General features: G+C 43.7%; 27 protein-coding genes. 15 read left to right on the forward strand and 12 right to left on the reverse strand.

The window, feature by feature from the left end:
- The first annotated feature begins 10 nt into the window (after window positions 1–10).
- On the forward strand, window positions 11–874 hold the full coding sequence (gene pstA / locus CTT30_RS16590) for a phosphate ABC transporter permease PstA (protein WP_239835925.1): 864 nt from the start codon (window positions 11–13) through the stop codon (window positions 872–874).
- Between the two features lie 56 nt (window positions 875–930).
- A complete protein-coding gene (gene pstB / locus CTT30_RS16595) occupies window positions 931–1,680 on the forward strand; it encodes a phosphate ABC transporter ATP-binding protein PstB (protein WP_239874953.1) in 750 nt (249 codons plus the stop codon).
- 103 nt (window positions 1,681–1,783) lie between these two features.
- On the opposite strand, the gene CTT30_RS16600 is transcribed toward pstB, so the two are convergent.
- The 4 genes from CTT30_RS16600 to rsgA all read right to left on the reverse strand — a co-directional run bounded on the left by CTT30_RS16600 (window position 1,784) and on the right by rsgA (window position 6,097).
- Complete coding sequence (locus CTT30_RS16600; protein WP_252037167.1) at window positions 1,784–2,914, reverse strand: GGDEF domain-containing protein; 1,131 nt, start codon at window positions 2,912–2,914, stop codon at window positions 1,784–1,786.
- Complete coding sequence (locus CTT30_RS16605) at window positions 2,898–3,380, reverse strand: putative pterin-binding protein (RefSeq protein WP_252037168.1); 483 nt, start codon at window positions 3,378–3,380, stop codon at window positions 2,898–2,900. The genes CTT30_RS16600 and CTT30_RS16605 overlap by 17 nt, the downstream gene beginning before the upstream one ends.
- A gap of 235 nt (window positions 3,381–3,615) precedes the next feature.
- On the reverse strand, window positions 3,616–4,833 hold the full coding sequence (gene sstT, locus CTT30_RS16610; protein WP_239835929.1) for a serine/threonine transporter SstT: 1,218 nt from the start codon (window positions 4,831–4,833) through the stop codon (window positions 3,616–3,618).
- Between the two features lie 208 nt (window positions 4,834–5,041).
- Window positions 5,042–6,097 carry a ribosome small subunit-dependent GTPase A gene (gene rsgA / locus CTT30_RS16615; protein ID WP_252037169.1) on the reverse strand — a complete coding sequence of 352 codons (1,056 nt, stop codon included), beginning with the start codon at window positions 6,095–6,097 and terminating at the stop codon, window positions 5,042–5,044.
- Window positions 6,098–6,462: 365 nt separating this feature from the next.
- On the opposite strand from rsgA, the gene CTT30_RS16620 reads away from it, so the two are divergent.
- The gene (locus CTT30_RS16620) at window positions 6,463–7,242 is read left to right on the forward strand and encodes a PilZ domain-containing protein (RefSeq protein WP_252037170.1); all 780 of its coding nucleotides are present in this window, start codon (window positions 6,463–6,465) and stop codon (window positions 7,240–7,242) included.
- Between the two features lie 61 nt (window positions 7,243–7,303).
- On the opposite strand, the gene nagB is transcribed toward CTT30_RS16620, so the two are convergent.
- Entirely contained in the window at window positions 7,304–8,104 is an 801-nt protein-coding gene (gene nagB / locus CTT30_RS16625; protein WP_239835932.1) for a glucosamine-6-phosphate deaminase, read from the reverse strand.
- 351 nt (window positions 8,105–8,455) lie between these two features.
- On the opposite strand from nagB, the gene CTT30_RS16630 reads away from it, so the two are divergent.
- Window positions 8,456–9,607 carry a tetratricopeptide repeat protein gene (locus CTT30_RS16630; RefSeq protein WP_252037171.1) on the forward strand — a complete coding sequence of 384 codons (1,152 nt, stop codon included), beginning with the start codon at window positions 8,456–8,458 and terminating at the stop codon, window positions 9,605–9,607.
- A 37-nt stretch (window positions 9,608–9,644) separates the two neighbouring features.
- On the opposite strand, the gene CTT30_RS16635 is transcribed toward CTT30_RS16630, so the two are convergent.
- Complete coding sequence (locus CTT30_RS16635; protein WP_239874949.1) at window positions 9,645–10,001, reverse strand: acyl-CoA synthetase; 357 nt, start codon at window positions 9,999–10,001, stop codon at window positions 9,645–9,647.
- Window positions 10,002–10,220: 219 nt separating this feature from the next.
- On the opposite strand from CTT30_RS16635, the gene CTT30_RS16640 reads away from it, so the two are divergent.
- Complete coding sequence (locus CTT30_RS16640) at window positions 10,221–11,123, forward strand: DMT family transporter (RefSeq protein ID WP_239835935.1); 903 nt, start codon at window positions 10,221–10,223, stop codon at window positions 11,121–11,123.
- Here CTT30_RS16640 and CTT30_RS16645 read toward each other — a convergent pair.
- Window positions 11,120–11,584: a GNAT family N-acetyltransferase gene (locus tag CTT30_RS16645; protein ID WP_252037172.1), complete on the reverse strand. Its 465-nt coding sequence runs from the start codon at window positions 11,582–11,584 to the stop codon at window positions 11,120–11,122. The two genes, CTT30_RS16640 and CTT30_RS16645, sit on opposite strands and share 4 nt — an antisense overlap.
- Window positions 11,585–11,860: 276 nt before the next feature.
- On the opposite strand from CTT30_RS16645, the gene CTT30_RS16650 reads away from it, so the two are divergent.
- Complete coding sequence (locus CTT30_RS16650) at window positions 11,861–13,291, forward strand: methyl-accepting chemotaxis protein (RefSeq protein WP_252037173.1); 1,431 nt, start codon at window positions 11,861–11,863, stop codon at window positions 13,289–13,291.
- A gap of 67 nt (window positions 13,292–13,358) precedes the next feature.
- On the opposite strand, the gene CTT30_RS16655 is transcribed toward CTT30_RS16650, so the two are convergent.
- On the reverse strand, window positions 13,359–14,096 hold the full coding sequence (locus CTT30_RS16655; protein ID WP_252037174.1) for a flagellar brake protein: 738 nt from the start codon (window positions 14,094–14,096) through the stop codon (window positions 13,359–13,361).
- A gap of 165 nt (window positions 14,097–14,261) precedes the next feature.
- On the opposite strand from CTT30_RS16655, the gene CTT30_RS16660 reads away from it, so the two are divergent.
- Both CTT30_RS16660 and CTT30_RS16665 read left to right on the forward strand, forming a co-directional pair.
- Complete coding sequence (locus CTT30_RS16660; protein WP_252037175.1) at window positions 14,262–14,549, forward strand: GNAT family N-acetyltransferase; 288 nt, start codon at window positions 14,262–14,264, stop codon at window positions 14,547–14,549.
- The gene (locus tag CTT30_RS16665; protein WP_252037176.1) at window positions 14,546–15,523 is read left to right on the forward strand and encodes a phosphotransferase; all 978 of its coding nucleotides are present in this window, start codon (window positions 14,546–14,548) and stop codon (window positions 15,521–15,523) included. The genes CTT30_RS16660 and CTT30_RS16665 overlap by 4 nt, the downstream gene beginning before the upstream one ends.
- Before the next feature lie 30 nt (window positions 15,524–15,553).
- Here the strand turns inward: CTT30_RS16665 and CTT30_RS16670 are convergent, their stop codons facing one another.
- A complete protein-coding gene (locus tag CTT30_RS16670; RefSeq protein WP_239863631.1) occupies window positions 15,554–16,045 on the reverse strand; it encodes a GNAT family N-acetyltransferase in 492 nt (163 codons plus the stop codon).
- Between the two features lie 213 nt (window positions 16,046–16,258).
- Here CTT30_RS16670 and CTT30_RS16675 point away from each other — a divergent pair, with 213 nt between their 5' ends.
- On the forward strand, window positions 16,259–17,437 hold the full coding sequence (locus CTT30_RS16675; protein WP_239863632.1) for an MFS transporter: 1,179 nt from the start codon (window positions 16,259–16,261) through the stop codon (window positions 17,435–17,437).
- A 134-nt stretch (window positions 17,438–17,571) separates the two neighbouring features.
- The gene (locus CTT30_RS16680) at window positions 17,572–18,309 is read left to right on the forward strand and encodes an RNA methyltransferase (protein ID WP_252037177.1); all 738 of its coding nucleotides are present in this window, start codon (window positions 17,572–17,574) and stop codon (window positions 18,307–18,309) included.
- 64 nt (window positions 18,310–18,373) lie between these two features.
- Here CTT30_RS16680 and fdxA read toward each other — a convergent pair whose 3' ends face one another.
- On the reverse strand, window positions 18,374–18,697 hold the full coding sequence (fdxA, locus tag CTT30_RS16685; protein ID WP_239835943.1) for a ferredoxin FdxA: 324 nt from the start codon (window positions 18,695–18,697) through the stop codon (window positions 18,374–18,376).
- A gap of 209 nt (window positions 18,698–18,906) precedes the next feature.
- Between fdxA and CTT30_RS16690 the strand changes: the two genes are divergently transcribed.
- Window positions 18,907–20,523 (forward strand): NAD(P)/FAD-dependent oxidoreductase, encoded by a 1,617-nt coding sequence (locus CTT30_RS16690; RefSeq protein ID WP_239874944.1) that lies wholly within the window; start codon window positions 18,907–18,909, stop codon window positions 20,521–20,523.
- Window positions 20,524–20,633: 110 nt separating this feature from the next.
- Here the strand turns inward: CTT30_RS16690 and CTT30_RS16695 are convergent, their stop codons facing one another.
- Window positions 20,634–20,987 (reverse strand): hypothetical protein, encoded by a 354-nt coding sequence (locus tag CTT30_RS16695; protein ID WP_252037178.1) that lies wholly within the window; start codon window positions 20,985–20,987, stop codon window positions 20,634–20,636.
- A gap of 161 nt (window positions 20,988–21,148) precedes the next feature.
- Between CTT30_RS16695 and CTT30_RS16700 the strand changes: the two genes are divergently transcribed.
- Both CTT30_RS16700 and CTT30_RS16705 read left to right on the forward strand, forming a co-directional pair.
- A complete protein-coding gene (locus tag CTT30_RS16700) occupies window positions 21,149–21,676 on the forward strand; it encodes a DUF2975 domain-containing protein (protein ID WP_239863637.1) in 528 nt (175 codons plus the stop codon).
- Window positions 21,677–21,686: 10 nt separating this feature from the next.
- On the forward strand, window positions 21,687–21,905 hold the full coding sequence (locus tag CTT30_RS16705; protein WP_239835947.1) for a helix-turn-helix domain-containing protein: 219 nt from the start codon (window positions 21,687–21,689) through the stop codon (window positions 21,903–21,905).
- A 57-nt stretch (window positions 21,906–21,962) separates the two neighbouring features.
- On the opposite strand, the gene CTT30_RS16710 is transcribed toward CTT30_RS16705, so the two are convergent.
- Entirely contained in the window at window positions 21,963–22,874 is a 912-nt protein-coding gene (locus CTT30_RS16710) for a LysR family transcriptional regulator (protein ID WP_239863639.1), read from the reverse strand.
- A 105-nt stretch (window positions 22,875–22,979) separates the two neighbouring features.
- Here CTT30_RS16710 and CTT30_RS16715 point away from each other — a divergent pair, with 105 nt between their 5' ends.
- Both CTT30_RS16715 and CTT30_RS16720 read left to right on the forward strand, forming a co-directional pair.
- The gene (locus CTT30_RS16715; protein ID WP_252037179.1) at window positions 22,980–24,194 is read left to right on the forward strand and encodes an argininosuccinate synthase-related protein; all 1,215 of its coding nucleotides are present in this window, start codon (window positions 22,980–22,982) and stop codon (window positions 24,192–24,194) included.
- 12 nt (window positions 24,195–24,206) lie between these two features.
- Window positions 24,207–24,950: a 2OG-Fe dioxygenase family protein gene (locus tag CTT30_RS16720; protein WP_252037180.1), complete on the forward strand. Its 744-nt coding sequence runs from the start codon at window positions 24,207–24,209 to the stop codon at window positions 24,948–24,950.

A 24,950-nucleotide genomic window follows, 5' to 3' on the forward strand; every position in this document is an offset into this window, starting at 1 on the left:
GGTGATGACTATGGATCGCGCAAAATTAAAAAAAGCACGCCAGTTTAAAGACAATATCTTTAACGGCTTTATCTGGGCTGCAGCAGCACTGACGGTCGGTTTTTTGTTCTGGATTATCTGGTACATCTTGTCGAACGGTTTGCAGCACGTAGACTGGAATTTCATTACTGATAATTACACCCGTACTGGCGAAGAACACGGTATCTTCCCGATGATTGTAGCCACTATTTATATGGTAATCGCGTCCATCGCCGTGGCGGCACCGCTTGGCATTATGACGGCGATTTATCTGACTGAATACGCTAAAGTGGGCAGTAGACTGGTTAAGGTTATCCGCTTCTGTACTGAATCGTTGGCGGGGATCCCGTCAATCATATTCGGTCTATTTGGTATGACTTTCTTCGTCGCAATCTTAGGCTTGGGATTCTCGATTCTTTCAGGCGCGTTGACTCTCAGTATTCTAATACTGCCAGTGATCATCCGTACCACGGAAGAAGCTCTGATGGCAGTACCGCAAACTTATCGTGAAGGCTCATATGGTTTGGGCGCTTCAAAAATCTACACTATCTGGCGTTTGATCTTGCCTAGCGCAATGCCAGGTATCTTAACCTCGGTCATTCTAAGTATTGGTCGTGTAATTGGTGAATCGGCTCCTGTCTTCCTGACAGCGGGCATGGTGGCACGTATTCCTGATTCGTTACTGGATTCAGGACGTACGCTGACAGTTCACCTTTATAAGCTGACTACTGAGCTGTTCACTATTGAAGAGTGGAACCAAGCTTATGGTACAGCTACCGTGCTGATTGTCGTTGTTCTCTTGATCAACATGATCACCAAACTCATCGCAAGTCGCTTCAATACTGCGAATTATTAACCTGCGACTTTAATTGAAAGCACAGACACGAATTTTAGATTTAAGAGATTGAGACAATGAACAAATTTGATATTGAAAACCTAGATCTGTTTTATGGTGAAAACCAAGCATTGAAAGCGATTAACCTTCCTATTCCAGTACGTCAAGTCACGGCATTGATTGGTCCTTCTGGCTGTGGTAAATCAACGTTACTGCGTTGTCTGAATCGTATGAACGATTTGATTGAAGGTGTAAAGATTACAGGTAAGCTGGACATGGATGGCACGGACATCTATGGCAACATTGATGTCGCAGACTTGCGTATCAAGGTTGGGATGGTATTCCAGAAGCCTAACCCCTTCCCAATGAGCATTTATGAAAACGTGGCTTATGGCTTACGTGCTCAGGGCATCAAAGACAAGAAACACATTGATGAAGTTGTGGAACGTTCACTGCGTGGCGCAGCTCTATGGGATGAAGTAAAAGATCGTTTGAAGTCCCATGCGTTTGGGCTATCAGGTGGTCAGCAGCAGCGTTTATGTATTGCCCGTACCATTGCGATGGAACCGGATGTCATCTTGATGGATGAGCCTACGTCGGCGCTTGATCCAATTGCGACGCACAAAATTGAAGAGTTAATGGAAGAATTAAAGAAAAACTACACCATTGTTATCGTGACTCACTCTATGCAGCAAGCACGCCGAATTTCGGACCGTACGGCCTTCTTCCTAATGGGAGAGTTGGTTGAGCATGATGACACTCAAGTTATCTTTAATGATCCCAAAGATGATCGTACAAAAGGATACGTAAATGGTGATTTTGGTTAATCACTGAGTCGTTTTACTGGCATTATCACTATAACAATAAGCGATGGTACTTTGCCCCTCTTCATGAGGGGCTTTTTTCTTGATGCCGAATTGTTATCTTGGTTTATCGTTTTTTTAAGTTGAAGACGTTACCTTCATCGGATTTAGTTGAGAATTTTTCGTTATACATGTTCTGGTCAGCCATGGAAATCAACTGATTGAGACTAGTCGTATCATAAGGATAGCTGGCGACCCCTATGCTAGCAGAAAGCTGAACTGTCTGGTTTTGCAAAGTGATACTCTTATCAAAGCAGCGATTAATTGTTTGGATAAGAGCGTCTATTTCTTGTTTGTCAGTTTGCGTGGTTAAGACCGAGAATTCATCTCCGCCAATTCTATAAATAGAGAGTTGGTATTGGCTCATTAGCTCAATTAAGCGGGCTGAAACGATTCGCAGGGCTAAATCACCGGCTTGATGCCCATGTGAGTCATTGATCTTTTTAAACCCATCGAGATCAAGCAATATCAAAGAGAAACTGGTCTTCTCTTCAATGTATTCTGTTAATTGATACATAAAAGAGAGGCGATTGGGTATGCCTGTGAGTGAGTCGGTGACAGAGGCTTGCTTATGGAACACGGCTTCTTTATGAATGATATAACTGACGATACCAACACACGCAAACAGTAATATCATTAATACAAACTGAGCATGTGTCAGTGCCTGAGCCAGCTGCATTTGAGATTGGTAAAGTGGGCTTTTAACACGAAAGTTGGTATTAATGTAGTGAATCATCAGCATGTACTGATGTTCAAAATCCTGACTCAGGTTCAACGCAGGATCGCCACTCTCTTGGAATTGTTTTAATTTGGGCTCTAAAGTTTGAAATTGATGAAAAAGTGATTCAAAAAATGACTCGGCCCCGGGTAATGAGATCAGCGATTCACTTTCACGGTTGTTGAGCAGTAGATCAAAGCGGCTCCAGGTTAGTTCATATTTTAACAATACCTTATCTATGTAATTGTGATCTTTTTCAGCCAATAGGGTTGTGGACTTTAGCTCAGAAAACTCTTTAGTTAGTTGAAAAAGATACCAAGTGGCTTGGTTTTGTTGCTCGTTGTAGGAACGAGCTAAGTCGCGAGTTGCCGAGAGAAGGTATAAGTTTGCCACAATCAGTATTGCAGAGAGAAAGATCAGCAGTACTTTCGCTCTTGATAAAACTTGATTAAATCCACGTACTCTAGTCAGTATTCTCATTGTTTTTTTGATGAATCATGATCTCGTCAATTTGCCACACCATTTGAGAATGAAAAGCAGCATTATCAATCTCAGGGTATTTGTCTAGATTAAAGACCAACCAATATGGCCCTTTATTTCGCACTTTCATTTTTTTACCATTCATTTTGTAGGCGATAATCGGATCGTATTTAATAATGTTTTCTATCGTTGTACTGGCTGCGTAGTCATTAAGGGCAATGAAAGATACGGCCATTGTTTCCTCTTCTACTAAGTTCGCTAACATGTCTGAGACTCTAAAGCCTGTGAATTTATTGGCATCCGGATACCATGGAAGCTTGGTTTTAAAGGAGGTTGGAGGGTATTGCGAAATCAATTGTTCATAAGCCAAAGTCTTTGGTTGGCTGTTTTCAAAACGGACGACTAAGTCAGCACCAAGAGTGGGCAGACTTACCAGAAGTAAAAAGGCGAGAACAACACCTCTCATAAAACTTCCTTAATGATGATTCGCTAATGACTGTTATGTTATTAAGTATATGTGCAGATATCCATCATGGAAATTAATTTGCCAATTAAGTTGGTTTGGTTTGACGTCACTGTTTGGGTGACAAAGGGAAATGCTTGGTCTGCATACAGGCGATTGCTATATGAGACTTCAATAAAAAAGCCCGGCTAATTTAGCCGGGCCTCTGTCAAATATTTTTAATTTAAATATCTGATGGTTACATGTCTTGTTTTTGCTTTGCTTTACAAACCGCGGCAGTAAACACGACGTCAGTCGAGCTGTTCAGTGCGGTTTCGGCAGAATCTTGTACAACACCAATAATGAAGCCAACCGCGACAACTTGCATTGCGATTTCATTTGGAATACCAAATAGGCCACAAGCCAGTGGAATCAGCAGCAGTGAACCGCCAGCAACACCAGAAGCACCACAGGCAGAGACAGCTGCTACCACGCTTAAGAGCAATGCAGTCATGAGGTCGACCTCAATGCCCATAGTGTGGACTGCTGCTAGCGTCAGTGTCGTAATGGTAATTGCTGCGCCAGCCATGTTGATGGTTGCGCCAAGCGGAATAGATACTGAGTATGTATCTTCATCAAGCTTAAGCTTTTCACAAAGTGCCATGTTTACTGGAATATTTGCTGCGCTTGAGCGTGTAAAGAAGGCAGTAACACCACTTTCACGTAGGCATTGGAATACCAACGGGTATGGGTTCTCACCTGTCTTAACAAGGACAATGATTGGATTCACAACAAGCGCAATAAACAACATCGAACTTAATAAAACGCCCAGAAGTTGAGCGTAGCCAGCCAGAGCATCGAAACCAGTGGTTGCTAATGTAGAGGACACCAGACCAAAAATACCAAATGGTGCTAGGCGGATAATAAAGCGAACAATTTGAGATACGCCGTGGCTGAGATCTTCAAATACCGCTTTTGTTGTTCCAGAGGCATGATGCAGTGCTAAACCAAGGCCAATAGCCCACGCCAGAATACCAATGTAGTTAGCATTCATCAGCGCACTAACTGGGTTATCAACAATCTTGAACAGTAGGGTGTTCATGACTTCACCAATGCCCTGAGGCGGTGTTGCCCCTTCAGCACCGGAAACCAGTGTTAATGTGGTTGGGAACATGAAACTAAGCACTACTGCCGTCAAAGCTGCAGTTAAGGTGCCGAAAAGATACAGAACCACAATAGGACGCATGTAGGTGTGTTGGTTTTTCTTCTGGTTGGCAATAGATGCAGCGACCAGAATAAAAACAAGAATAGGGGCGACGGCCTTTAGTGCGCCGACAAATAAGCTTCCAAGTAAGCCGACACTTTGTGCATACTCCGGTGATACAGTGGCTAAACCGACACCGAGAACGATACCGGCTAGGATCTGTAATACCAGATTTCCGCGCGCAAAGCGGGCAAAAATAGAGTTGTGTTGCATAGTTATCCCTGCAATGAATTATTTTATGAACTTCTAGTAATTTCAGTTATTGGTAACTGAGTGGGACAATACTAGCGTGTTGAAATAATGTGTCTAGAATTAATTGATTTTTAGCATGAACATTTATTAGAAATGTTAAAATGTGAATATTGTGTTATATATGTTGTCGTTGTTGTACTAAAAAAGGGGCGAGTAGCCCCTTGTTGCTTTACGAAGTTTGTTTTCGGCTCCGGCTGGCCGTTTGTATGTTCTTATACATCTTTGTCTGCTGTTTGTAGGCAGCACGACGCTCAGCGAGCGTCGCTCCGTTACGCTGTTGCTCCCGCATTAACTTGAGATAGTTATTCAGCCGACGATGCTCAAGTTGACCAGTTTTAATCGCATGAGTAACGGCACATCCAGGCTCGCTTTCGTGATGGCAATCAGAGAATCGACATTGGGTGGCTAATGCCTCGATGTCTGCAAAGGTTTCAGAAACCCCTTCGGCACAGTCAAACAGCTGTAATTCTCTCATTCCCGGCGTGTCGATTAATACCCCGCCTGTGGGAAGAAAGTGCATCGAACGGCCTGTAGTGGTATGCCGCCCTTTGCTGTCACTCTCACGAATACCGCCAGTTAGCTGGACAGATGCGCCAAGTAGCCCATTGACTAGCGTTGATTTTCCAACACCCGATGATCCTATGAATGCAATAGTGGAGCCTGTTTTACACCAATGCGTAAGCGGTGTGTATTGGTTAGCATCAAGTGCGTTGATCATCTCTACTATAAGTAAAGGGTCGAGCTGCTGAACTTGTTGACGTTTAGCTTCAGCATCAGCAACTAAATCCGCTTTTGTTAAGACAATCACTGGCTCGACTCCAGACTCGTTTGCAGTGGCAAGATAGCGTTCAATACGGCTCAAGTTAAAGTCATCATTCAGTGCACAAACGATAAATACGGTTGAAACATTGGCCGCAATTAACTGCTCTGCTACTTTACTGCCTGCTGCTTTTCGAGCAAATAAAGATTGGCGCTCTAACAGGCGCTCGAAGCCATGCTCTTGGTTCAGTAACAACCAGTCACCGACAGTCATCATGGGTAGTGATTTACGGATCGGTAAAGTTATTTCACCTTGATCGCTGACCAGTTTGTAGCCACTACGGTGATGCTCTGTGACACGTGTAATAAGGCTATGTTCCAGTTCTTCAAGTGTAAGTTGTTGTTGAAATAAGTTGTTCCAGCCGAGTTGAGGCAAGCTCAATAGCTGTTTGGGATTGATATTCATTGTGTACCCCAGACTTGCAGAAAGACTTCTGCATTTGTAAAGTCAGCTAGGGTCTTGAGACCCCGGTTTTAATACACCGGGCAAAGAGAAGGGAAGGGGTAACGGATGATTACCTAGGCTTCTTCACTAATTCTGCCGGGTGGGTTCTTGCTACAATCATCATATCCTCCTAAAAGTGCTTGTTTACCTTGGTTACAAAGCGATCATACTCAGCCTGATTGATTATCGTCAATACTTTTCTACTAGGCTATTTTTTTGAACTTTATATCAATAGTTGTCAATCAGACAGTAACTTTTCTTGCCGATACCGAGTGGTTGTTTATAAACTGTTTATGTGAGTTGGTTTATATGGATATCACTGCGTAATGACTGAAGCGACCCAAAGTGAGACTGCGGAAGCGATAGAACTCTCTTCTGTTGAGCCGGAACAAAAAAAACAGCCCTCTAAGCCGTTGCCCGATAACATTAAGTATGGTGAAGATGCATTTTATGACGTCAAACCATTAAGTGAGGTTGCCTTTCTGATCACTACCCCAACGGGTAAAAATCTTAAAGGAAAAACCAAGTATATTGGCCTTCATTCGAATAATCTCATGCTGCTAGAGGTACCCAAAGCATCACCTAAAGAAATGGCGGTGTTTTTTCAACGAGGCTATGCGATTAAAGCATGTGTCATTTCGGAGTCAGGAGAAGGGGCGAGGATATATTTCAAGAGTAAGCTTGAGTATGTGATTGATGCTGGTGGTAATAGCTTGTTCTTAATCACCTTGCCAGCGGCAACTCAGGTCGCTGCCGGATTGAGAGAAAGTGCTCGCTTGGAGCTGGCTTTGGACGGTGTGCTTTCGCCCCAGTCCCAAAATGTTCAGTGCCAGATCCGAGATATTTCGAGTACTGGCTGCTTGATCGTGGTTGAGCGCCACCTGACTAACCATAAAGTAGGCGATTTAATTTCCCTCAATATTTTAGAAACCGAAAGCGATAAAGTGATTGAGCCACAGATACTCGAAGCTGTAGTGAGAAATATCAAGATGACTAGCCGCTACGGTAAGCTTGGTGTGCAATTTGAGAAGGACAGTATTGATTCTGTTGCCAGTTTGATCGAGCGTTTGCACTTTTGCCAAATGAGTCAGAAATTTACTATTTAGCTTCATAGGAAGGCCTAGCCGGTAGACTAGGCCTTTTTGAGTTGTTATCCGAATAAATGGCCTAGAAGCCTTTGATGTTCTCTGCTTCCAGTTCAGTAAAATACTTGACTGTCTTAACTTTCAACTCTTGAGTGGAAGGTGCATCACATACGATGACAGATTTAGGATGAAGCTGAAGCGCAGATACTGTCCACAAATGGTTCACACTCCCTTCAACAGCCGCTTCAAGTGCAAGAGCTTTATTATGACCAGTGACCAGAATCATTATTTCTTCAGAATCAAGCAATGTACCTACGCCGATAGTGAGTGCATACTTAGGTACTTGACTGATGTCACCATCAAAGAAGCGTGAGTTGGCGATACGAGTGTCTTCGGTCAGGGTTTTGATACGCGTACGAGAAGATAAAGAAGAGGCGGGTTCGTTGAATGCAATGTGCCCATCATTACCTACACCGCCCATAAACAAGTTAATGCGGCCGTATGATTTAATTTTGTCTTCGTAACGCTGGCACTCGGCTTCGTGATCCACCGCATTGCCATCTAACAAGTTGATGTTCTCTTCCTGAATATCGATGTGGTTGAAAAAGTTGTTATACATGAAAGAGCGGTATGACTCGGGGTGGTCGGCTGGAATGCCAATGTACTCATCCATATTAAATGTCACTACGTGTTTAAAGCTGACTTCACCTGCCTGATAAAGCTCTATCAGCGCTTTATAAGTGGCTAGAGGAGTCCCACCTGTTGGCAAACCTAATACAAAAGGACGTTCAGCCGTTGGTTGGAAGTTATTAATGCGTTTAGCGATATGTGCTGCAGCCCATTTACCGACCTGCGCTGCTTTGTTTAACGGGATTAGTCTCATTGGTTGCCCCTAATGTTGGAATTGTGATGCTCTGAAACATTAATTTGCATTATAAAATAAGTTTGTGGTGGCGGCTATTGTTTTCGGTCAATTTTTGCCTTTTCTTTGCCAAACTGCTTTATATCATCTCAAGCCAAGTGATCATCTCGTGATTTTTAACGAAAAAATTCATCATGAAAATTAAGGCCACAAATATATGCTCCTGTGGCATATTTTGTATTTTATTCATCAACTAATCGTGGGAGTGAGGTACACTTAAACAAAAGGAGGCATAACTCCTTAACTTTTGTTGTGACTGGCCGACAAGCATTTTAGATGGCAACGCCAGTTGAAGGTGAAGAAAAGATATAGATGAATGTTATAGGGATCGCCATTGGCGCGACTGGTTTACTGCTGCTTTGTTTGTTCATGTGGATGCTTGCATTGCAGCTTCGTAAGAAGCGACTGGAACAAGAGCGTAAAGAGCGTGAAGTTGCTTACCGGAAAGCAATGGAAAAAAATCGCAAGCAAGAGCAGGAAGAGCGAGTTTATAAAGCTGAAAATGGCCATGTTCCGACCATCCTTTTTTTGGCTAAAGAGGCAGAACGTTCAAGGCCTAAAGAAGCTCTGTATTGGTACAACAAAGCGGCAAGACTGGATAATGTCAATGGTATGTACGGTGTTGTACGTATCAGTAATAAAATGAATCAGGACCTAGTTTTGAGAGAAGAAGCCAAATTTTGGCAGACCTGTATTCCTGCAATGGAAGGCAGCATTCCTCATAAATTCGAAATGGCATTGGCCTTATTTTATGGTCGAGGTACTGAGCAAAATATTGGCAAAGCAATTCAAGTCATGAAGCAGGCGGCGGAACAAAACTACCTTGATGCACTGATATTCTTGGGTGACTGGTTTGCATCGCCTCACAACCCTGAGCCTAACCCACGCTTGTCTACGGAGTATTACCAGCAAGCGGCATCTCAGAGAAGTAATGAGGGTCGTATGAAGCTTGGGCTTAATTACATCCGTGGAATTGGCGTGACTGCGAATTTTTCACGAGGCTGTTATTGGTTAGAGCGAGCAGCTGAGAAAGGGTATACCGATGCAATGTATAGCGCAGGCGAAGCTTGGATGGATCAACGGCCTAATGGCAATTCCATTGCGTATATATGGCTATTTCTAGCGGGGCAACTAGGGCATGAGCAGGCTCGCATATTGCGAGATCAGGTTGCACTTAGTATTGGAGTCGATACCGTTGTTGGCCTGCAGTCATTGTCGAAACCGATTTTGAAAAAAATTCGCGATAACAAGGTAAGTAAGCATGCGGTTATCAAGGCGCTCAATAAGTTATACAAGCGTAATATCCCGCTTCAAGAACAGGATGTGTTAGGTGAGGAGGAGATCGAGTTAGATTTAGTGAGTGAAGTGCCGCCTATTGTAGAAGAATCGGTTGAAGCCGTACCCAGCGAATCGGAAGTGAAAGAAAAGTTGGATTTCTCGCAATCCAATATCGATAAAGCCTAAACTAAGCCCCTTGATTTCAGGGGCTTCTTGTTACTTGCTACGCTAAATTTACCTGCAGTTGTTCATCTGTCATGTATTTATGTTTATTACTGATATTTCTTAAATGCATGAACATGAATTCGGGGAAAGCTGGGGCAAGGATATCGTTTGGTTGCCAGACAATACCTCCTACAAAAATATAGCGTCCTTGTATTTCCTCATGGTGGAGAGGGTTGTTCATAGGCGTTGACAATTCAGCTCTCACCCCTTCAATGACACAGACAACCTGCCCCTTAGCAACCCCAATAATACGTTGGACTAGGTTGGCTTTCACACCACAGCGCCATGCTTGCCTTGTGGCCATTTCAAACCCATATTCTCTAACATGCCGATTAATATTGACGATTAAGTTCATACTAGATTTCAATCAGAGAGAAAGGAATTAAGTTAAGGGCAACTTATCTAATAAGCGAGCGGATCAATGTGATGACTTCTCAGTAGATGAGGAAAGTGTCATATCTGTGTGTTTAGTTCTCTATTTTTATTCGCCACTTTCGGAAATGTAACTCATTTTATGATTGATTCTAGTTAACAATTGATTCACATTAGGCGCAAACAATAAGAGGGATAATTCATGTCTACTGCCAGCTTTTTACGTCTAATCTGTCTTGCGGCTATCTGGGGCGGGTCGTTTCTATTTATGAAAATAGCGGCCAATACTTTTGGACCGGCATATTTGATTGAGTTTCGAGTAGGATTTGCTGCGCTGAGTTTGTTTCTTATCTCTCTTTATCTACGTAAGAAATTGGCGTTTAGACAGCATTTCCAGCATTTTATGATAATCGGGTTATTTAATACCGCTCTACCATTTTTGTTATTTGCGTATGCTGCGCAAACTTTGAACGCATCAACATTATCGGTGCTCAATTCAACCTCTGTGATCTGGGGAGCTTTGATTGGTGCTGTCTGGCATAAGTCAATTCTGACAAGAAAAGCCGTGTTTGGTATGTTGCTTGGTGTCACAGGTGTTGGGATCTTAGTGGGGTGGGATGCGGTTAACATTGGTATCAGTGCGGCGCTACCTATCGTGGCAAGTGTGATGGCAGCATGCTGTTATGGTATTGCCACTAACTACACCAAAACCGCACCCAAAGTGGCATCATTTGAAAATGCACACGGCAATATGTGGGCGGCTGTTTTGTGGATTCTCCCCCTGTTACCATTTGTTCCGATGCAGGGAGAGCCGAGTAGCTATGAAATGCTATCGGTTGTAGCACTAGGCGTACTTTGTACTGGTATTGCATATTTACTCTATTTCCGTTTAGTTGCGGATGAAGGTGCGGCGTCTGCGCTTTCTGTGACGTTTTTGATCCCAGTATTTGGAATTCTATGGGGAGCTTTGATTCTTGATGAGCCTATTGGCCTAAATACCTTTGCTGGCACAGTGCTCGTATTAGTTGGCACCATGCTCGTCACTGGTTTCTCTCCTGCCCGACTGTTGAAACGGTCTCGGCTTGCCGAGCAGGTTTCTAGCTAAACTTTACTTAACTCTAAGGTCATGAAGCGACTATTGGGATCTGGCTGATAGTCTGCAAAAGGGGAGCAATACTCAAAGCCGAATTTCGTATACAGCTCCCTGGCAGGTTTGAAGAAAGACATAGAACCGGTTTCAAGGCTGATGCGTTGATAACCCCTAAGCTTTGCTTGATCGATGGCAAATGACAGTAAACTTGAAGCAATGCCCTGATTGCGAGCCGCTGGTGTGGTACGCATTGATTTCAACTCCGCATGTGTTGCGGAAAGCGCTTTGATGGCTGCGCAACCTAGCAGTTGCTCATCTTTCCAGCAGGTCCAAAATGTGACATTCGTTGCTTTCAGTGCCGAAGTGTCCAAAGCGTGGACACTTTCTGGTGGTGAGGTTGCATTCATGTCTGCGAGGTGTTCCTTGAGTAGTTTGATCACTTCAGGATGATCAAGTTGATCGGTTTTAATATCCATCACTCCTCCTTGTCGATGGGTTTAAAATAATCTAATTCTGTAGGGTGGTTTTTTCAATCGCAATTCATCCATGAGTTGCTCAAAAATTGTGGATGTAACGATTTGTTGCGGGACGTTGGCCTATATAAGTGGGTTTTGGATCTCATAAATGACATTTCATTAGTATTACATTTCATTGTTACTTGATTCGTGTCTCATAAATTACTCTTATAGGCCGATAATTTTATATAGCCAACACCCAGGCATGGAGCCATTGTTAGAGGAGGCAGAGTTAACATGAAAGAAGTAGAGTTCAGAACGATAGACAAGCTTTTTATTAAGATGTCTATTAATGACAAAATGTGGGTGATTTTTGCCTTGTTTCTTGTCGCTGTAGGCAGCATAGCAGGCGGAAACTATTACTCTAAAATAAAATACATTGAAAGTTCGGCGATCTCAGCTGCGGTTCATCGACTTGACGGTGTGATGAGTGCAGGTACTGAAGCATCGATAGTGGGCCAAGCTAATATTAGCAAAGTGTCTAGTGTCGATGAACCGACGTATAACAATGGGATTGTGACGGTTTCTCAAACGGGTAAAGATGGCAATGTTTACCAACTGACCATGAACAATCAGGCACAAGATCAGCAAGCACGCTCTCAGGCTTTATCCACTTTTTTCTTTAGCTTTGTCTGGGCTGTTCCGTTTGCGGTGTTTTGTTACTGGGTCGCTACCTTTATTGGTGGGGCTCTTTGGGTGTTGTATACCACGACTCAGAAAATTGGTGAGGGTGATCTGACGTCTCGCCTTGGCTTCCACCCAGGTCGAGATGAGTTTGGCACTATTGGGTGTGCGCTTGATAAAGCAATGGATACCTTGACCGATTTGGTCAACAACGTAAAAGAGAATGCGAAGACAATGAGTGAAACGTCTGCGTCTTTTGAACAAGAAATGCGATTGAGTGAATCTCAGATCACCAACCAGTACACCTCTTTAGATTCGGTTGCGACCGCGATGGAAGAAATGACAGCTTCAGCGAAAGAGGTGTCGAATATTTCTCAGCAGGCGACAGATCAAGCAGAGCAAGATTCTCAGCATATCGATGGTAGTTACAAGCGTGTTCAGTCCGCGATCAACGAGATTGAAAAACTGTCTAGTTACATTGAGCAGGCGTCTAGCTCAGTTTCGACTCTGAATGACAATACCACTCAGATTAATGAAGTGATAACCACAATCAATGCTATCTCTGAGCAAACTAACTTGTTGGCGCTGAACGCAGCGATTGAGGCAGCGCGTGCCGGTGAGCAAGGTCGAGGTTTTGCCGTTGTGGCAGATGAAGTACGTACTCTAGCCAGCCGTACTCAGGCGGCGACGGTGGAGATCCAGTCTATGATCGAAAAACTGCAGTCGGAGAGCCAGAACATCGCCTCCATTACTCAACAAACGGTTGAGCAAGCACAAACCAGTAGTGAGCTAATTGAAGACATTGGGAAGGATGTAAACTCAATTTCGGAGTCTGCGCGAGGTATCATGGATATGAGTATCCAGATCTCCACCTCTGCAGAAGAGCAAAGTGCTGTTGCGAACGATATCGCTTCAGAACTGAGTGATATACGTACCCAGTCTAATACTATCCGTAGTGTGGCGGAGAAGTCGTCTCAAGGCGTAGCAAATCTGACCAAAGCATCGATTTCTCTCGCTGATATTCTTAAACAGTATCGTACTTAAAATGTGATTGGATAATAAAAAGGCTTGGTGAGAACCAAGCCTTTTTATATTCGAAGGTTGATGCGTGTTATCGTAGTGTCAGTTTGGTGCCGTCAAACTTGAGATTCGCTAGCAGTTGCTTGGCGTTTTCTGTGCCATTTTCATCAAACTGAACGCCATAGCGAGCATAGTGTAGAGAGCTTTGTAGGTTACAGATCTTTCCAAATAGAGGTTCGAATTGGTTAGATTTCTTTATGCTAGGACGGATTTCCAATGCAATCTCATCGCCAATCTGAAAAGCACGACTCAGTGGAGCGGTAACAAAGCGACAACCACTTTTGGATAAATCACGAATTTGACAATCGAGTTTATGAGTTGTCGCTTTAACACTGGCAGGAAGGTTTACGTCATATCTCGGCTCTTTACGTAACTGGGTCACTTGCATTGCATTAGGTATGGCTAACGCTACCATAGGGATCGGCTCGGTTAAAACGTGCTCTAGTTGGCTTCTGAAGTGAACGATGGCACCTTCTCCACGGTGAGAGATAGCTCGTATAGTGGTCCAAAAACCTGGTTGGAAAAAGAAGTCTAAATCATTGTCAGAAATCTTAGGTAACTCAGCTAAAACGAAGTTTTTAGAGTGAGCACCTATAAAAGTTGATTTACAACGGAATGTGGTCCCTACGGGAGTCGTAATGCCCATGGTGAGTTCACCACCATGCTCAAGCATTGCCAAAGCATCAGTACTGTTGAGTGTTGAAACACTTTTCTCCCTTGAAGCAGCAGGTGCAGATTTATCTTGGTTGGCAACCGCTTGGTTATTCATCTAGCCTCCATTACTCCTGCCATGTTATGTTGAGTAGCAGGTTAATTCTTTCCGAGAAGTGGGTCTTATTTCTCGGGTAGTTAAAATTCTATGTGCGATTTATTGTCTATTTAAATATCAAAATAGCAAATAATTCCGGCACATGTATCACTTTTAGAAGGCAATATGTCAAATAAACTCACATTTGATAGGGCTAACTCACTTTTTCGTGTTCACCTCGAGGGTGAACATGACGCCATCATGAAGTTTGATGTGCAAGGTAGTGTTTATGTCATTACTTCAACTAAAGTGCCAGAAGAGTTACAAGGAAAAGGGTACGGTAAGGTGATGATGGAAGCTATTTTGCCTGAGATTGAGCGACAAGGAGTGAAAATCAACCCTATATGTACGTATGTTGTCCATTACTTGTCACGTCACCCAGAGTGGTCTCACTTGCTTGCTGAGCCGTCATGAAGCAAATCTATGATTATCAAGCGTTATGTCAGCGCTTGGGATACAGAAAATTAGAACATAGAGAGATTTTACAACCTTTGTGGGGTGGCTACGGTGAGTTGGTTAGGTTGTATGTCGATCAAACCAGTATCGTGATAAAACATGTTCAATTGCCTAAGCCTGATCAACATCCCAGAGGCTGGAATACAGCACTTTCACATCAGCGGAAACTTAAGTCTTATGATGTCGAGTTACACTGGTATCGACATTTTGCGGCACGTGCGCATGTTCATTGTCCGCAGCCACAACCCATTATTGTGGATCAAAAAGGAATGGAGCACCTTTTGGTGATGGAAGACTTACATCAGCTTGGTTATGACGAGATGTGCCACAAGGCTGAAAAAGTACATTTGGAAGCGGTGCTCAAGTGGCTAGCATGGTTTCATGCTTCACATATCGGAGAGAAAGGGGAAGGATTGTGGGAAACAGGCACCTATTGGCACCTTGATACTCGTCCTGATGAACTGGCGGCGCTCGATGATATGTCACTCAAACAAGCTGCGAAAGATATTGATAAGGTGCTTGGTAATGCACCTTATCAAACCTTAGTTCATGGTGACGCGAAGTTAGCGAATTTCTGTTTTACTTCTGATGGCCAAAAGGCCGCGGCTGTCGATTTCCAGTATGTGGGTAGAGGTTGCGCGATGAAGGATGTCGTTCTCTTTATGAGTAGTGCTGTCCAGCCTGAAGATTGCAATGATATGGAGGAGTGGATTTTGGATACTTATTTTACTCACCTGAAAATAGCGATAAGTGATTTAATGCCTGAAACCGATGCGTTTGACGTAGAGCAAACTTGGCGACCGTTATTTGCTATTGCTTGGGCTGATTTCCATCGTTTTGTTAAAGGATGGAGCCCGGATCATTGGAAAATCAATGCTTATACGGAAGCTTTGGCTCATCGGGCTATTGATATGTTAAAGGCTTACCTATAAGTAAGCCTTTAACATAATGTCGTTACACGGCTATGGTTTGAGCCTTGCCATGTAATAAGTGTTTTGGTATTTGCCTTCTCTGAAAACCGAATTTTTCGCTTCGCCTTCAATTTCAAAGCCAAATTTTTTATAGCACGCGATCGCCGCTTCGTTATCCGTATTGACCTCGAGATGAACGCGCTTTATTTGCAGCCAGTTGTCTGCTAAATCAAGTACAGTTTCAATCAGCTTACTAGCTATACCCATACCATGATAGTCATCATGAACACCTAGACCGAAAGTCGCACTGTGAGCGGTACGAGGCCGCTGAGAATGCTCAAAACCTATGTTTCCGACCACTTTGCCATCTAATTCCGCGACAAAGCTATAAATACCGGTAGGCATGTTTTCCAGTCTTTGTGTCCACATTGCCACAGAGGGTTTGGGCAATTGGAGAGTTTCGCGTTGTGCTTTAGGTTGAGAGTAGATCTCACACATTGCGGCGGCATCACTGACTTGAGTCGGACGAATTGTTATTTCCATATTATTACCTTCTCGACTGGTTAAACATAGCTCAACAATAACGAGCAAGGACTTAAAGATAAAGTATTGTTTTAACTTATTTTAATTAAGTGAAACTTTACTCTGATGCACGTTGAACGCTATGAGTACTACGGACGTTTAATTTGTAAATAAGTTTGTCTATTCACTAGTGAAGAATTAAGGTGTCTCTGAGCGAATAAAAGGAATAACAAAATGGAACAGTCGGCTAGCTGGAAAACCCCTCAAAACTTCTTAATCATCATCTCTATCGTCGTTCCCATTGCATTTTCCAGTTGGATGGCACTACTCAATAACTTTGTGATTGAAAAGGCACAGTTTGATGGCGCAGATATTGGGCTTTTGCAGAGTGTACGTGAAATTCCCGGCTTTTTAGCCTTTACCGCAGTGTTTGTTTTAATGTTTATTCGTGAACAACGGTTTATGTTGCTGGCATTGGGGGCTCTCACTCTGGGCACCGCTATGACAGGTTTTTTCCCTTCACTTTTTGGATTGTTAATGACGACCTTATTGATGTCTACAGGGTTCCACTATTTTGAGACTCTTAAACAATCTCTTTCACTACAATGGCTTTCGAAAGATGAAGCACCGGAAATGTTGGGTAAGTTTATTTCCGTCGGTGCGTTAGCATCACTGGTGACTTATGGCGCATTGTGGGTCTGTCTGGAAATGCTGAAAATGGATTTCCAGTGGGTCTATCTTACTTTTGGTGGCATTGGTTTTCTATTAGTGGTTTGGATGGCTTTTTCATTTCCGCAGTTCCAAACTCAAGTCCAACAAAATAAAAAACTGGTCTTACGCAAGCGTTATTGGTTGTATTATGCACTGACCTTCATGAGTGGCGCTCGTCGACAAATCTTTACCGTTTTTGCTGGCTTCCTGATGGTGGAAAAGTTTGGTTATTCAGCAGCTGATATCACGATGCTGTTTCTGATCAACTATTTATTTAATTTCTTGTTTGCTAAAAAAATAGGCAAATTCATTGGTAAAGTCGGCGAGCGTAAGGCGCTGTTGTTCGAGTACACTGGGCTGGTACTTATCTTCGTAGGCTATGGTTTAGTACAAAGCGCTGAATGGGCTGCGGCGTTGTACGTCATCGATCATCTATTTTTTGCGCTAGCCTTGGCAATCAAAACCTACCTCCAGAAAATAGCGGATCCTGCAGATATGGCTTCAACTGCTGGTGTGTCATTTACGATTAACCACATCGCAGCGGTATTCATTCCTGTTTCTTTTGGTTTGATCTGGTTAATCTCGCCTTCAGTGGTTTTCTATATTGGCGCAGCGATGGCAGGGGTATCATTTCTTCTATCGCTTAATATTCCGGCCAAACCTGAAGAAGGTAATGAAGTGCGTATCCTCCGTTGGAGTTAGGCAAAAGCCAAGGGTAGAGCCTTCGTTTTTCCGTGAAGAGATGTTTAGCGACAGCCCTTTAGCTATGTGGCGCTTTACTCTATAATTGCCGCGCTTTAGTGTGGGGTATCACCCTCTTTCACCTTGGATACATTATGATTTCGAAAAACCAACTTAAATTACTTCGTGCCTTAGGCCAAAAGAAACAACGTAAGGCGCATGGTCTATTTTTGGTCCAAGGTGAGAAGAATGTACTTGAGTTGGCAAAGAGTTCACTAACGGTACAGCAGATCTTCGCTACGTCGGAGTTTCTGGCAGAGCATCATTCAACATTAAGCGATTTTGAATGTATCGAAGCGCCATTAGATGAATTAACGAAGGCAAGTACGTTGGTGAGCAATAACGCGGCGATTGCGGTAGTGAACACCCCTTGTGTTGACGAACCCAAAGCTCAGGGCTTGATGATTGCTTTAGATGGTGTCTCGGATCCTGGCAATTTGGGGACGATCATTCGTGTTGCAGATTGGTATGGTATTAAGCATATCGTTGCCAGTAATGATTGTGCTGACCCGTATAACCCGAAAACCATTAGTGCCACTATGGGCAGTTTTGGTCGTGTCACAGTCAGCCAATTAGACCTACCTAGCTATTTAGAGCAAGCTAACTTACCGGTTTATGGGGCATTTCTTGAAGGTGAGAGTGTACATAACGTCGAGTTTGCAGCCGAAGGTATTTTGCTGATGGGCAGTGAATCTCACGGTATTCGTGAGCAAGCCGCTCAGTTTGTCACAGACAAGATCACCATACCTGCTTTTGGTGGTGCTGAGTCACTTAACGTGGCGATGGCAACGGGGATCATTTTAGATAACTTACGTCGCCAGCATGGTGAATAAAAAGTCCTGAATGCAGAAAAGCGCAGTGATCCACTGCGCTTTCTTGTATCTGAATATAGAGAATCTACTTCTCTAACATCCCTAATTTATCCGGTACGCCATTCCACTTCTCAGCGCCATCCATAGCTGGTTTTACTTCGGTTTGCACTGGCCATAATTCGGCGAGTTCTGCATTCAATTCAATGTAAACGGTTTGATCTTCCGGTACTTCATCTTCCTGAAAAATCGCATTAGCGTCGCATTCATCAACACATAAACCACAGTCGATGCATTCGATGGGATTGATCACCATAAAGTTTGGCCCTTCGTGGAAAGCATCTGCAGGGCATACAGCGACACAGTCTGTGTATTTACATTGAATGCAGTTATCTGTTACGACGAACGCCATGGTGATCCGCTCTTTTAGTTAGTCAAAATCGAAGAATGGGGATGATACTCATCCCAAGCTAAAATTCAATATCCAGCACGGTGATTGTTACTAATGCTGTCTGATTTAGTATGACAGACAATTTAATTTCTCGTAAAATGCGCGCCATTGTGAGCTGACCGTTTGTCAGACGGTTTTGGCTAAGACACCTATCTATACGAGACATCAACATGATACGTTTAACTGAAATTAAACTTCCTCTCGATCATGAGGAAGAGGCGCTGACTGCTGCCATTACCAAGAAGCTTGGCATCTCTGAAGACCAAGTCATCTCTTTCAATGTGTTCAGACGTGGCTATGATGCTCGTAAAAAAGCCAACATCCTACTTATCTACACGCTAGACGTTATCGTTGAAAACGAAGCTGCGCTTCTTGAGCAGTTCGTTAGCGACCCGCACGTAAAAGAGACTCCAGACATGGAGTACAAGTTCGTAGCGAAAGCACCAGAGAACCTAACAGAGCGTCCAGTAGTTATCGGTTTTGGCCCATGTGGTCTATTTGCCGCGCTGATTCTTGCACAAGCGGGCTTTAAACCTATCGTTGTTGAACGTGGTAAAGAGGTCCGTGAGCGTACAAAAGATACCTTCGGTTTCTGGCGTAAGCGCACTCTAAACACGGAATCAAACGTACAGTTTGGTGAAGGTGGTGCAGGTACGTTCTCTGACGGTAAGCTTTACAGCCAAGTAAAAGATCCAAATTTCTATGGTCGAAAAGTCATTACGGAGTTTGTGGAAGCTGGTGCGCCAGAAGAGATCATGTACGTCAGTAAGCCACATATTGGTACGTTTAAGCTGGTCACCATGATCGAGAAGATGCGTGCGAAAATTATCGAACTGGGTGGCGAGATTCGCTTTAGTACGCGCGTCGATGATATCCACATGGATGGCGAGCAAATCACAGGTTTAACACTATCAAACGGCGAAGAGATTAAATCTCGCTACGTTGTTCTAGCCGTCGGCCACAGTGCGCGTGATACCTTTGAAATGCTGCACGATCGCGGCGTGTACATGGAAGCGAAGCCGTTCTCGGTTGGTTTCCGTATTGAGCACAAGCAGTCAATGATCGATGAAGCGCGCTTTGGTCCTAACGCGGGCAACCCAATTCTTGGCGCCGCCGACTACAAGCTGGTGCATCATTGTAAGAATGGTCGTACCGTGTACAGCTTCTGTATGTGTCCGGGTGGTACTGTCGTTGCCGCTACGTCTGAAGAAGGCCGCGTGGTCACAAATGGCATGAGTCAGTACTCGCGCTCAGAGCGCAACGCGAACAGTGCTATTGTCGTTGGCATCGATCCAGAACGTGATTATCCAGGTGACCCACTGGCAGGCATCCGCTTCCAGCGTGAGCTTGAATCGGGTGCTTACGTTCTGGGTGGTGAAAACTACGATGCACCAGCACAGAAGATAGGTGATTTTCTAAAAGGTCGCGATCCAAGTGAGCTCGGTGATGTTCAACCATCATTTACGCCGGGAATTCACCTTACGGATATTTCTAAAGCGCTGCCTGATTTCGCTATAGAAGCGATCCGAGAAGCAATTCCGGCGTTTGATAAGAAGATTAAGGGTTTTGCATCTGAGGATGGTTTGCTCACAGGGGTGGAAACTCGTACTTCTTCACCAGTGTGTATCAAGCGTGGCAAAGACTTCCAGAGTGTAAACCTCAAAGGCTTCTATCCTGCGGGTGAAGGCGCAGGTTACGCTGGAGGGATCCTTTCTGCGGGTATAGATGGCATCAAAGTAGCTGAAGCCCTATCCAAGGCTATGGTGTCCGATCTAGAAAAGGCATAATTCACATCAGCAAATTACTAAGCTCTTCTGTAATAACAGAAGAGCTTTTCCCCTTAGAAAAAAGGTTGATATTCTGAAAGCCTGAGCCTGTTGCTATCCTTTGGTATTGGTTAATCTATTTCCCATTTTACTCCCACACTAAAATCCCCTTGTTCCGTTGATTGAATATGGGTTTCGATCCCTCTATCTGGAAACTCACTGATATAGCATTCACTAGAGTTGCCGTTTTGCTTTGACGTTTCTCGATTTAATTGTGTCTGCGTTTTATTGGTACATTCGCTACCTGAATAGTGTGATTGTATTGGTGCAGCGTCTTCCGTGTATGGAGATGATTGCCACTGGTTGACACTTTCGGTGGGGAGAACATCAGTTATCTCATCAAGGAAAGTTCCTGCATTTACAAAGCTCGTTGAAAAGGCCAGCAAAATGGCCAGCAAAATGGCCATGCATAAAAATTTGATCACAGTTGTGCCTGTTTAAAAGGGTTTGAGAGATTGTGTTTTATAAAATAGAGGCAAAAACAATGCAGGACAATAAAAAATTATCGTAAAACGATGGTTTTTTATTGATAATTGATTTTTGTTACTTTAAGGTGAACTCAAATTAATGCTACCTAGGATGTTTTATGACACAACAATCGATAAGCACATTCAGCCGAAAATTATTAGTACTATTTTGGTTCTCTCTGATTTTTACTGCTGTGTTGAATACTGTATTTTGGTTTTCTGCAACTCTATGGAATGTGGAGTGGTTCGAGGCGAGCTTTCCAGTAGAGGTCGAGTTGCCTTTGAGTTTTACGCGGTCATTGATTGGTTTTCTACCAAGTATGCTGACAACATTTCTGACAATGGCTCTATTGTGGCAATTAATAGTTCTATTCCGCTTATATGAAAGAGGGCAGGTCTTTGAGCGTCAAAACACGCTATGTTACAAAAAGATCAGCTACTTGCTGATGGCAACACCTTTCGTTCAATTTATCATGGGTATACTTCTCAGCTTTGCATTGTCGTACAATGACGGAAACTGGAGCATGTCCTTTAACGTCAATGACGCTGATATCACAATGTTTGTTATTGGTTTGATTGTTCGCGTCATTGCAGTGGTAATGGAAAGAGCGGCAGAGCTTCAAAAAGAAAGTGAGCTGACAATTTAAGTGAAAAATTATGGCAATTGTAATTAACCTTGACGTCATGTTAGCTAAGCGAAAAATGCGCTCCAATGAGTTAGCAAAATTAGTTGGTATTACTGAACAAAACCTATCAGTGCTTAAAAATGGTCGGGCGAAAGCGGTCAAGTTAGCGACTTTAGAAGCTATCTGTAAGCATCTTGATTGCCAACCCGGAGATATTCTGGAGTATTCCCCGACTGATAATGAGTGCTAATGCTTGAAAATCGAGCAACAGAACAAAGCCAGAGCTTGCCTCTGGCTTTTAATTGGCTTATTCATTAAAACAATCTTGCAGATACTCAATGAAAGTTTTGATTTGACTGGGAATGTACTTAGATTGTGCATATTGGGCGATGATTTTTCCTTGATAGTTTCCTCCCACGTGCCAGTCAGGTAATACTTCAATCACTTGCCCAGAATCAATATAGGACTGAATTGCAAACTCAGGGAAAACCGATATTCCCACACCGCGCAATACTGCTTCGCGTCGAATTTCACTATGGTTGACCGCGAATGAACCACCGACGTTCATTGATAGCTTTTTGTTGTTGTTAGTGAACTCCCACACCCTATCCTTGGGATTTTCTCCTAAGCACAAGCAGTTGTGATTGGAAATGTCTTCGGGGTGAGTGGGGATACCACACCTCTCAAAGTAAGCAGGGCTGGCACACATGACCAAGCGACATTGACTGAGCTGCTTTGCAATTAAACCTTCAGTCGGCTTATCCGTAATGTGAATGATGACATCTACTTCATCACCAATAGGGTCGATATAGTGATCAGCGACTTTCAGTTGCAATGAAATGTTGGGAAAACGGTCAATAAAACTGAGGATCATTGGCATGAGAACCTGCCGGGAAAGGGCTTTAGGTGCAGCGACACGCAGCACGCCTGATACATCAGTTTTATCTACTTGGGCAGCAGAGATAGCCATTTTTGCCGAGTTCATCATATCACTGCACAAGCTGTAGACCTCCTGTCCTGTGGTGCTCAGACGCATCTGTCTCGTCGTTCTTTCCAACAGCTTTTCTTGCAATGCACTTTCCAGCCGAGTGATAGAACGACTGACTGATGAAGGTGACACACCAAGCCTCTGAGCGGTTTTCGAAAAGCTCCCAGATTCGACCACATTTACGAAAATTGCCATCTCAGATAAGAGAGGAATTAATTTATTTGTGTCCACAGTGCAATTATCCTTTGCATTTCAGCTATATTGTTTCGTTCAAGTTACTTATGGATACTAATTAAGTCAATTGACAGTATCCCAGAATATCCAAGGACGTGACGCGTGAAAAAAATAAGAAGCGTCGGTGATGTTAAGGCCGTCGCGAAAGTTGCTAATCATATTTTGACCTTATTTAGCGGTGGCTTAGACAGCTCCTATGTGCTGGAGCTATTAAAAAGCAGTGATGTAAAAGTCACTGCAGTCGCGGTTAACCTCGGCGATGGGATAGAAGAATCGAAACTCAAGTTAATTACGGATCATTATGGTTTTGATCTCAAGATTATCGACGCAAGGCAGGAATTTGTTGAACACAGTTTAGTCTCGGCAATACAGGCGCAAGCAATGTACCTCAATGACTATCCGGTCAGTTCCTCTTTATCACGGCCTATCATAGTGAAAAAGGCGGTCGAGTTGGCGGGGAGCTTAGATTGTGATGCAATCATTCATACAGCAAACCAGTCCCAAAATAGCTTGCGTCGTATTAATGGTGCGATAGAAGCATCAGGTTTTGATGGTTATTACGGTTCCCCCTATGAGTACTCAGCACTGTCTCGTGAAGATAAGGCACAGGCTTTGTTTCATTCAGGCTTAGTGGGATTTAAGACCCGAAACGTCAGCGGGGATTCAAATCTATGGTGCCGTGAATTCGAGTCTGGGGTTTTAGATGACCCTGAAAATTTTGTAGTTTCAGATTCGTTGTTTACCTGGTCAAAGTGGCAGCCAGAAAAACATTTAGACAATGATCAAATTACGATCGGCTTCAGAAAGGGCTATCCTGTCACACTGAATGATAAGCCGATTAATTTACTAGAGTTAATTGCCTTCATTAACAACTACGTTGGCGCGTATGAGATTGGTCGTTTTGTAGGGTTCGATCATCTCGATCAGGATGAAAAGGTACTAGAGGTGCGAGAAGCGCCCGCCGCCTTAGTTCTGATAAAGGCTTATAAGTTACTGGAGACAGCAACTTTACCTACAGATGTTCTCAAAGCGAAGGCATTGCATAACGATATGTGGACTCAGGAGGCTGTTGAAGGCCGTTGGGGAAGTATGTTGCAGTGTGCAAGCTATGCGTTCATCGCTCACACTGCCGAGTCCATCTCTGGCAGTGTCTCTTTCAACTTATCCAGAGGAAGCTTTATCCCCTCTGGGATAGTGGCTGATGAGCCGAAGTATCTACGTGATAGGGACGAGTGGGAAATTGAGATTGCTCAGCAAAGGTCACAACGAGCGCTCAAGTTCAATAGTCAATCTAGACCAAATCGTCAGTGGGTATAGGAACTACCGCCGATGACTTCTATTCAGGACGCAGCCACCAAGACTCTGGCAGACATCAGCCACACACTTATCAAAGAAGACTATGTCTTTGTGTCGGGGCGAAAAATGACCGCTCTGCTGGATACCAATGTCGATGAAGTGATCCGTTTTAAGCAGTGTTGGAGCTCACTTGAACGAGACAATTATATGGCGGATGGCGGGACCTATCGGTACCGGCGCTATGGTCAATTCACTAAGCTGGCTGCTCAGCGTGAAATAACCCTGTTACCGCATGAGCCTTATGTTCAGCCGGCTTTCATTAATACATTGAACGGTGATGTTGAACGTCATTTTTCCCCACTGAGCGATAAGTTTGTCACATCAGATTTGCTAGCAAAGTTGCTATTTATGATGAGTGACATCTACGACGATGCCCTGGGGACCCCTGTGAATTGGAATATACGGCTGCACCCGTATCGGATCATCGCGAATAGCTCGCAGCAGGGGCAACCCACACCGGAAGGGCTTCATCGTGATGGTGTGACTTTCATTGCGTCTTTGATGATCAATCGAGTCAACATCGCTGGTGGTGTAACCAGTATTACTGACGCTAAAGGGGGTTTTCGTGAACAGATCATGTTGGATAAAACCTTTGATTTAGTTATGGCGGACGATGAGCAGACAATGCACGAAGTTACGCCGATTACACCAGTTTGCTCGGAAAAATGCGCGTACAGGGACGTACTCGTCATAGCGTTTACACGGATGGAGGATTGA

Source organism: Vibrio coralliilyticus, from assembly GCF_024449095.1.
Lineage (GTDB): Bacteria > Pseudomonadota > Gammaproteobacteria > Enterobacterales > Vibrionaceae > Vibrio > Vibrio coralliilyticus_A.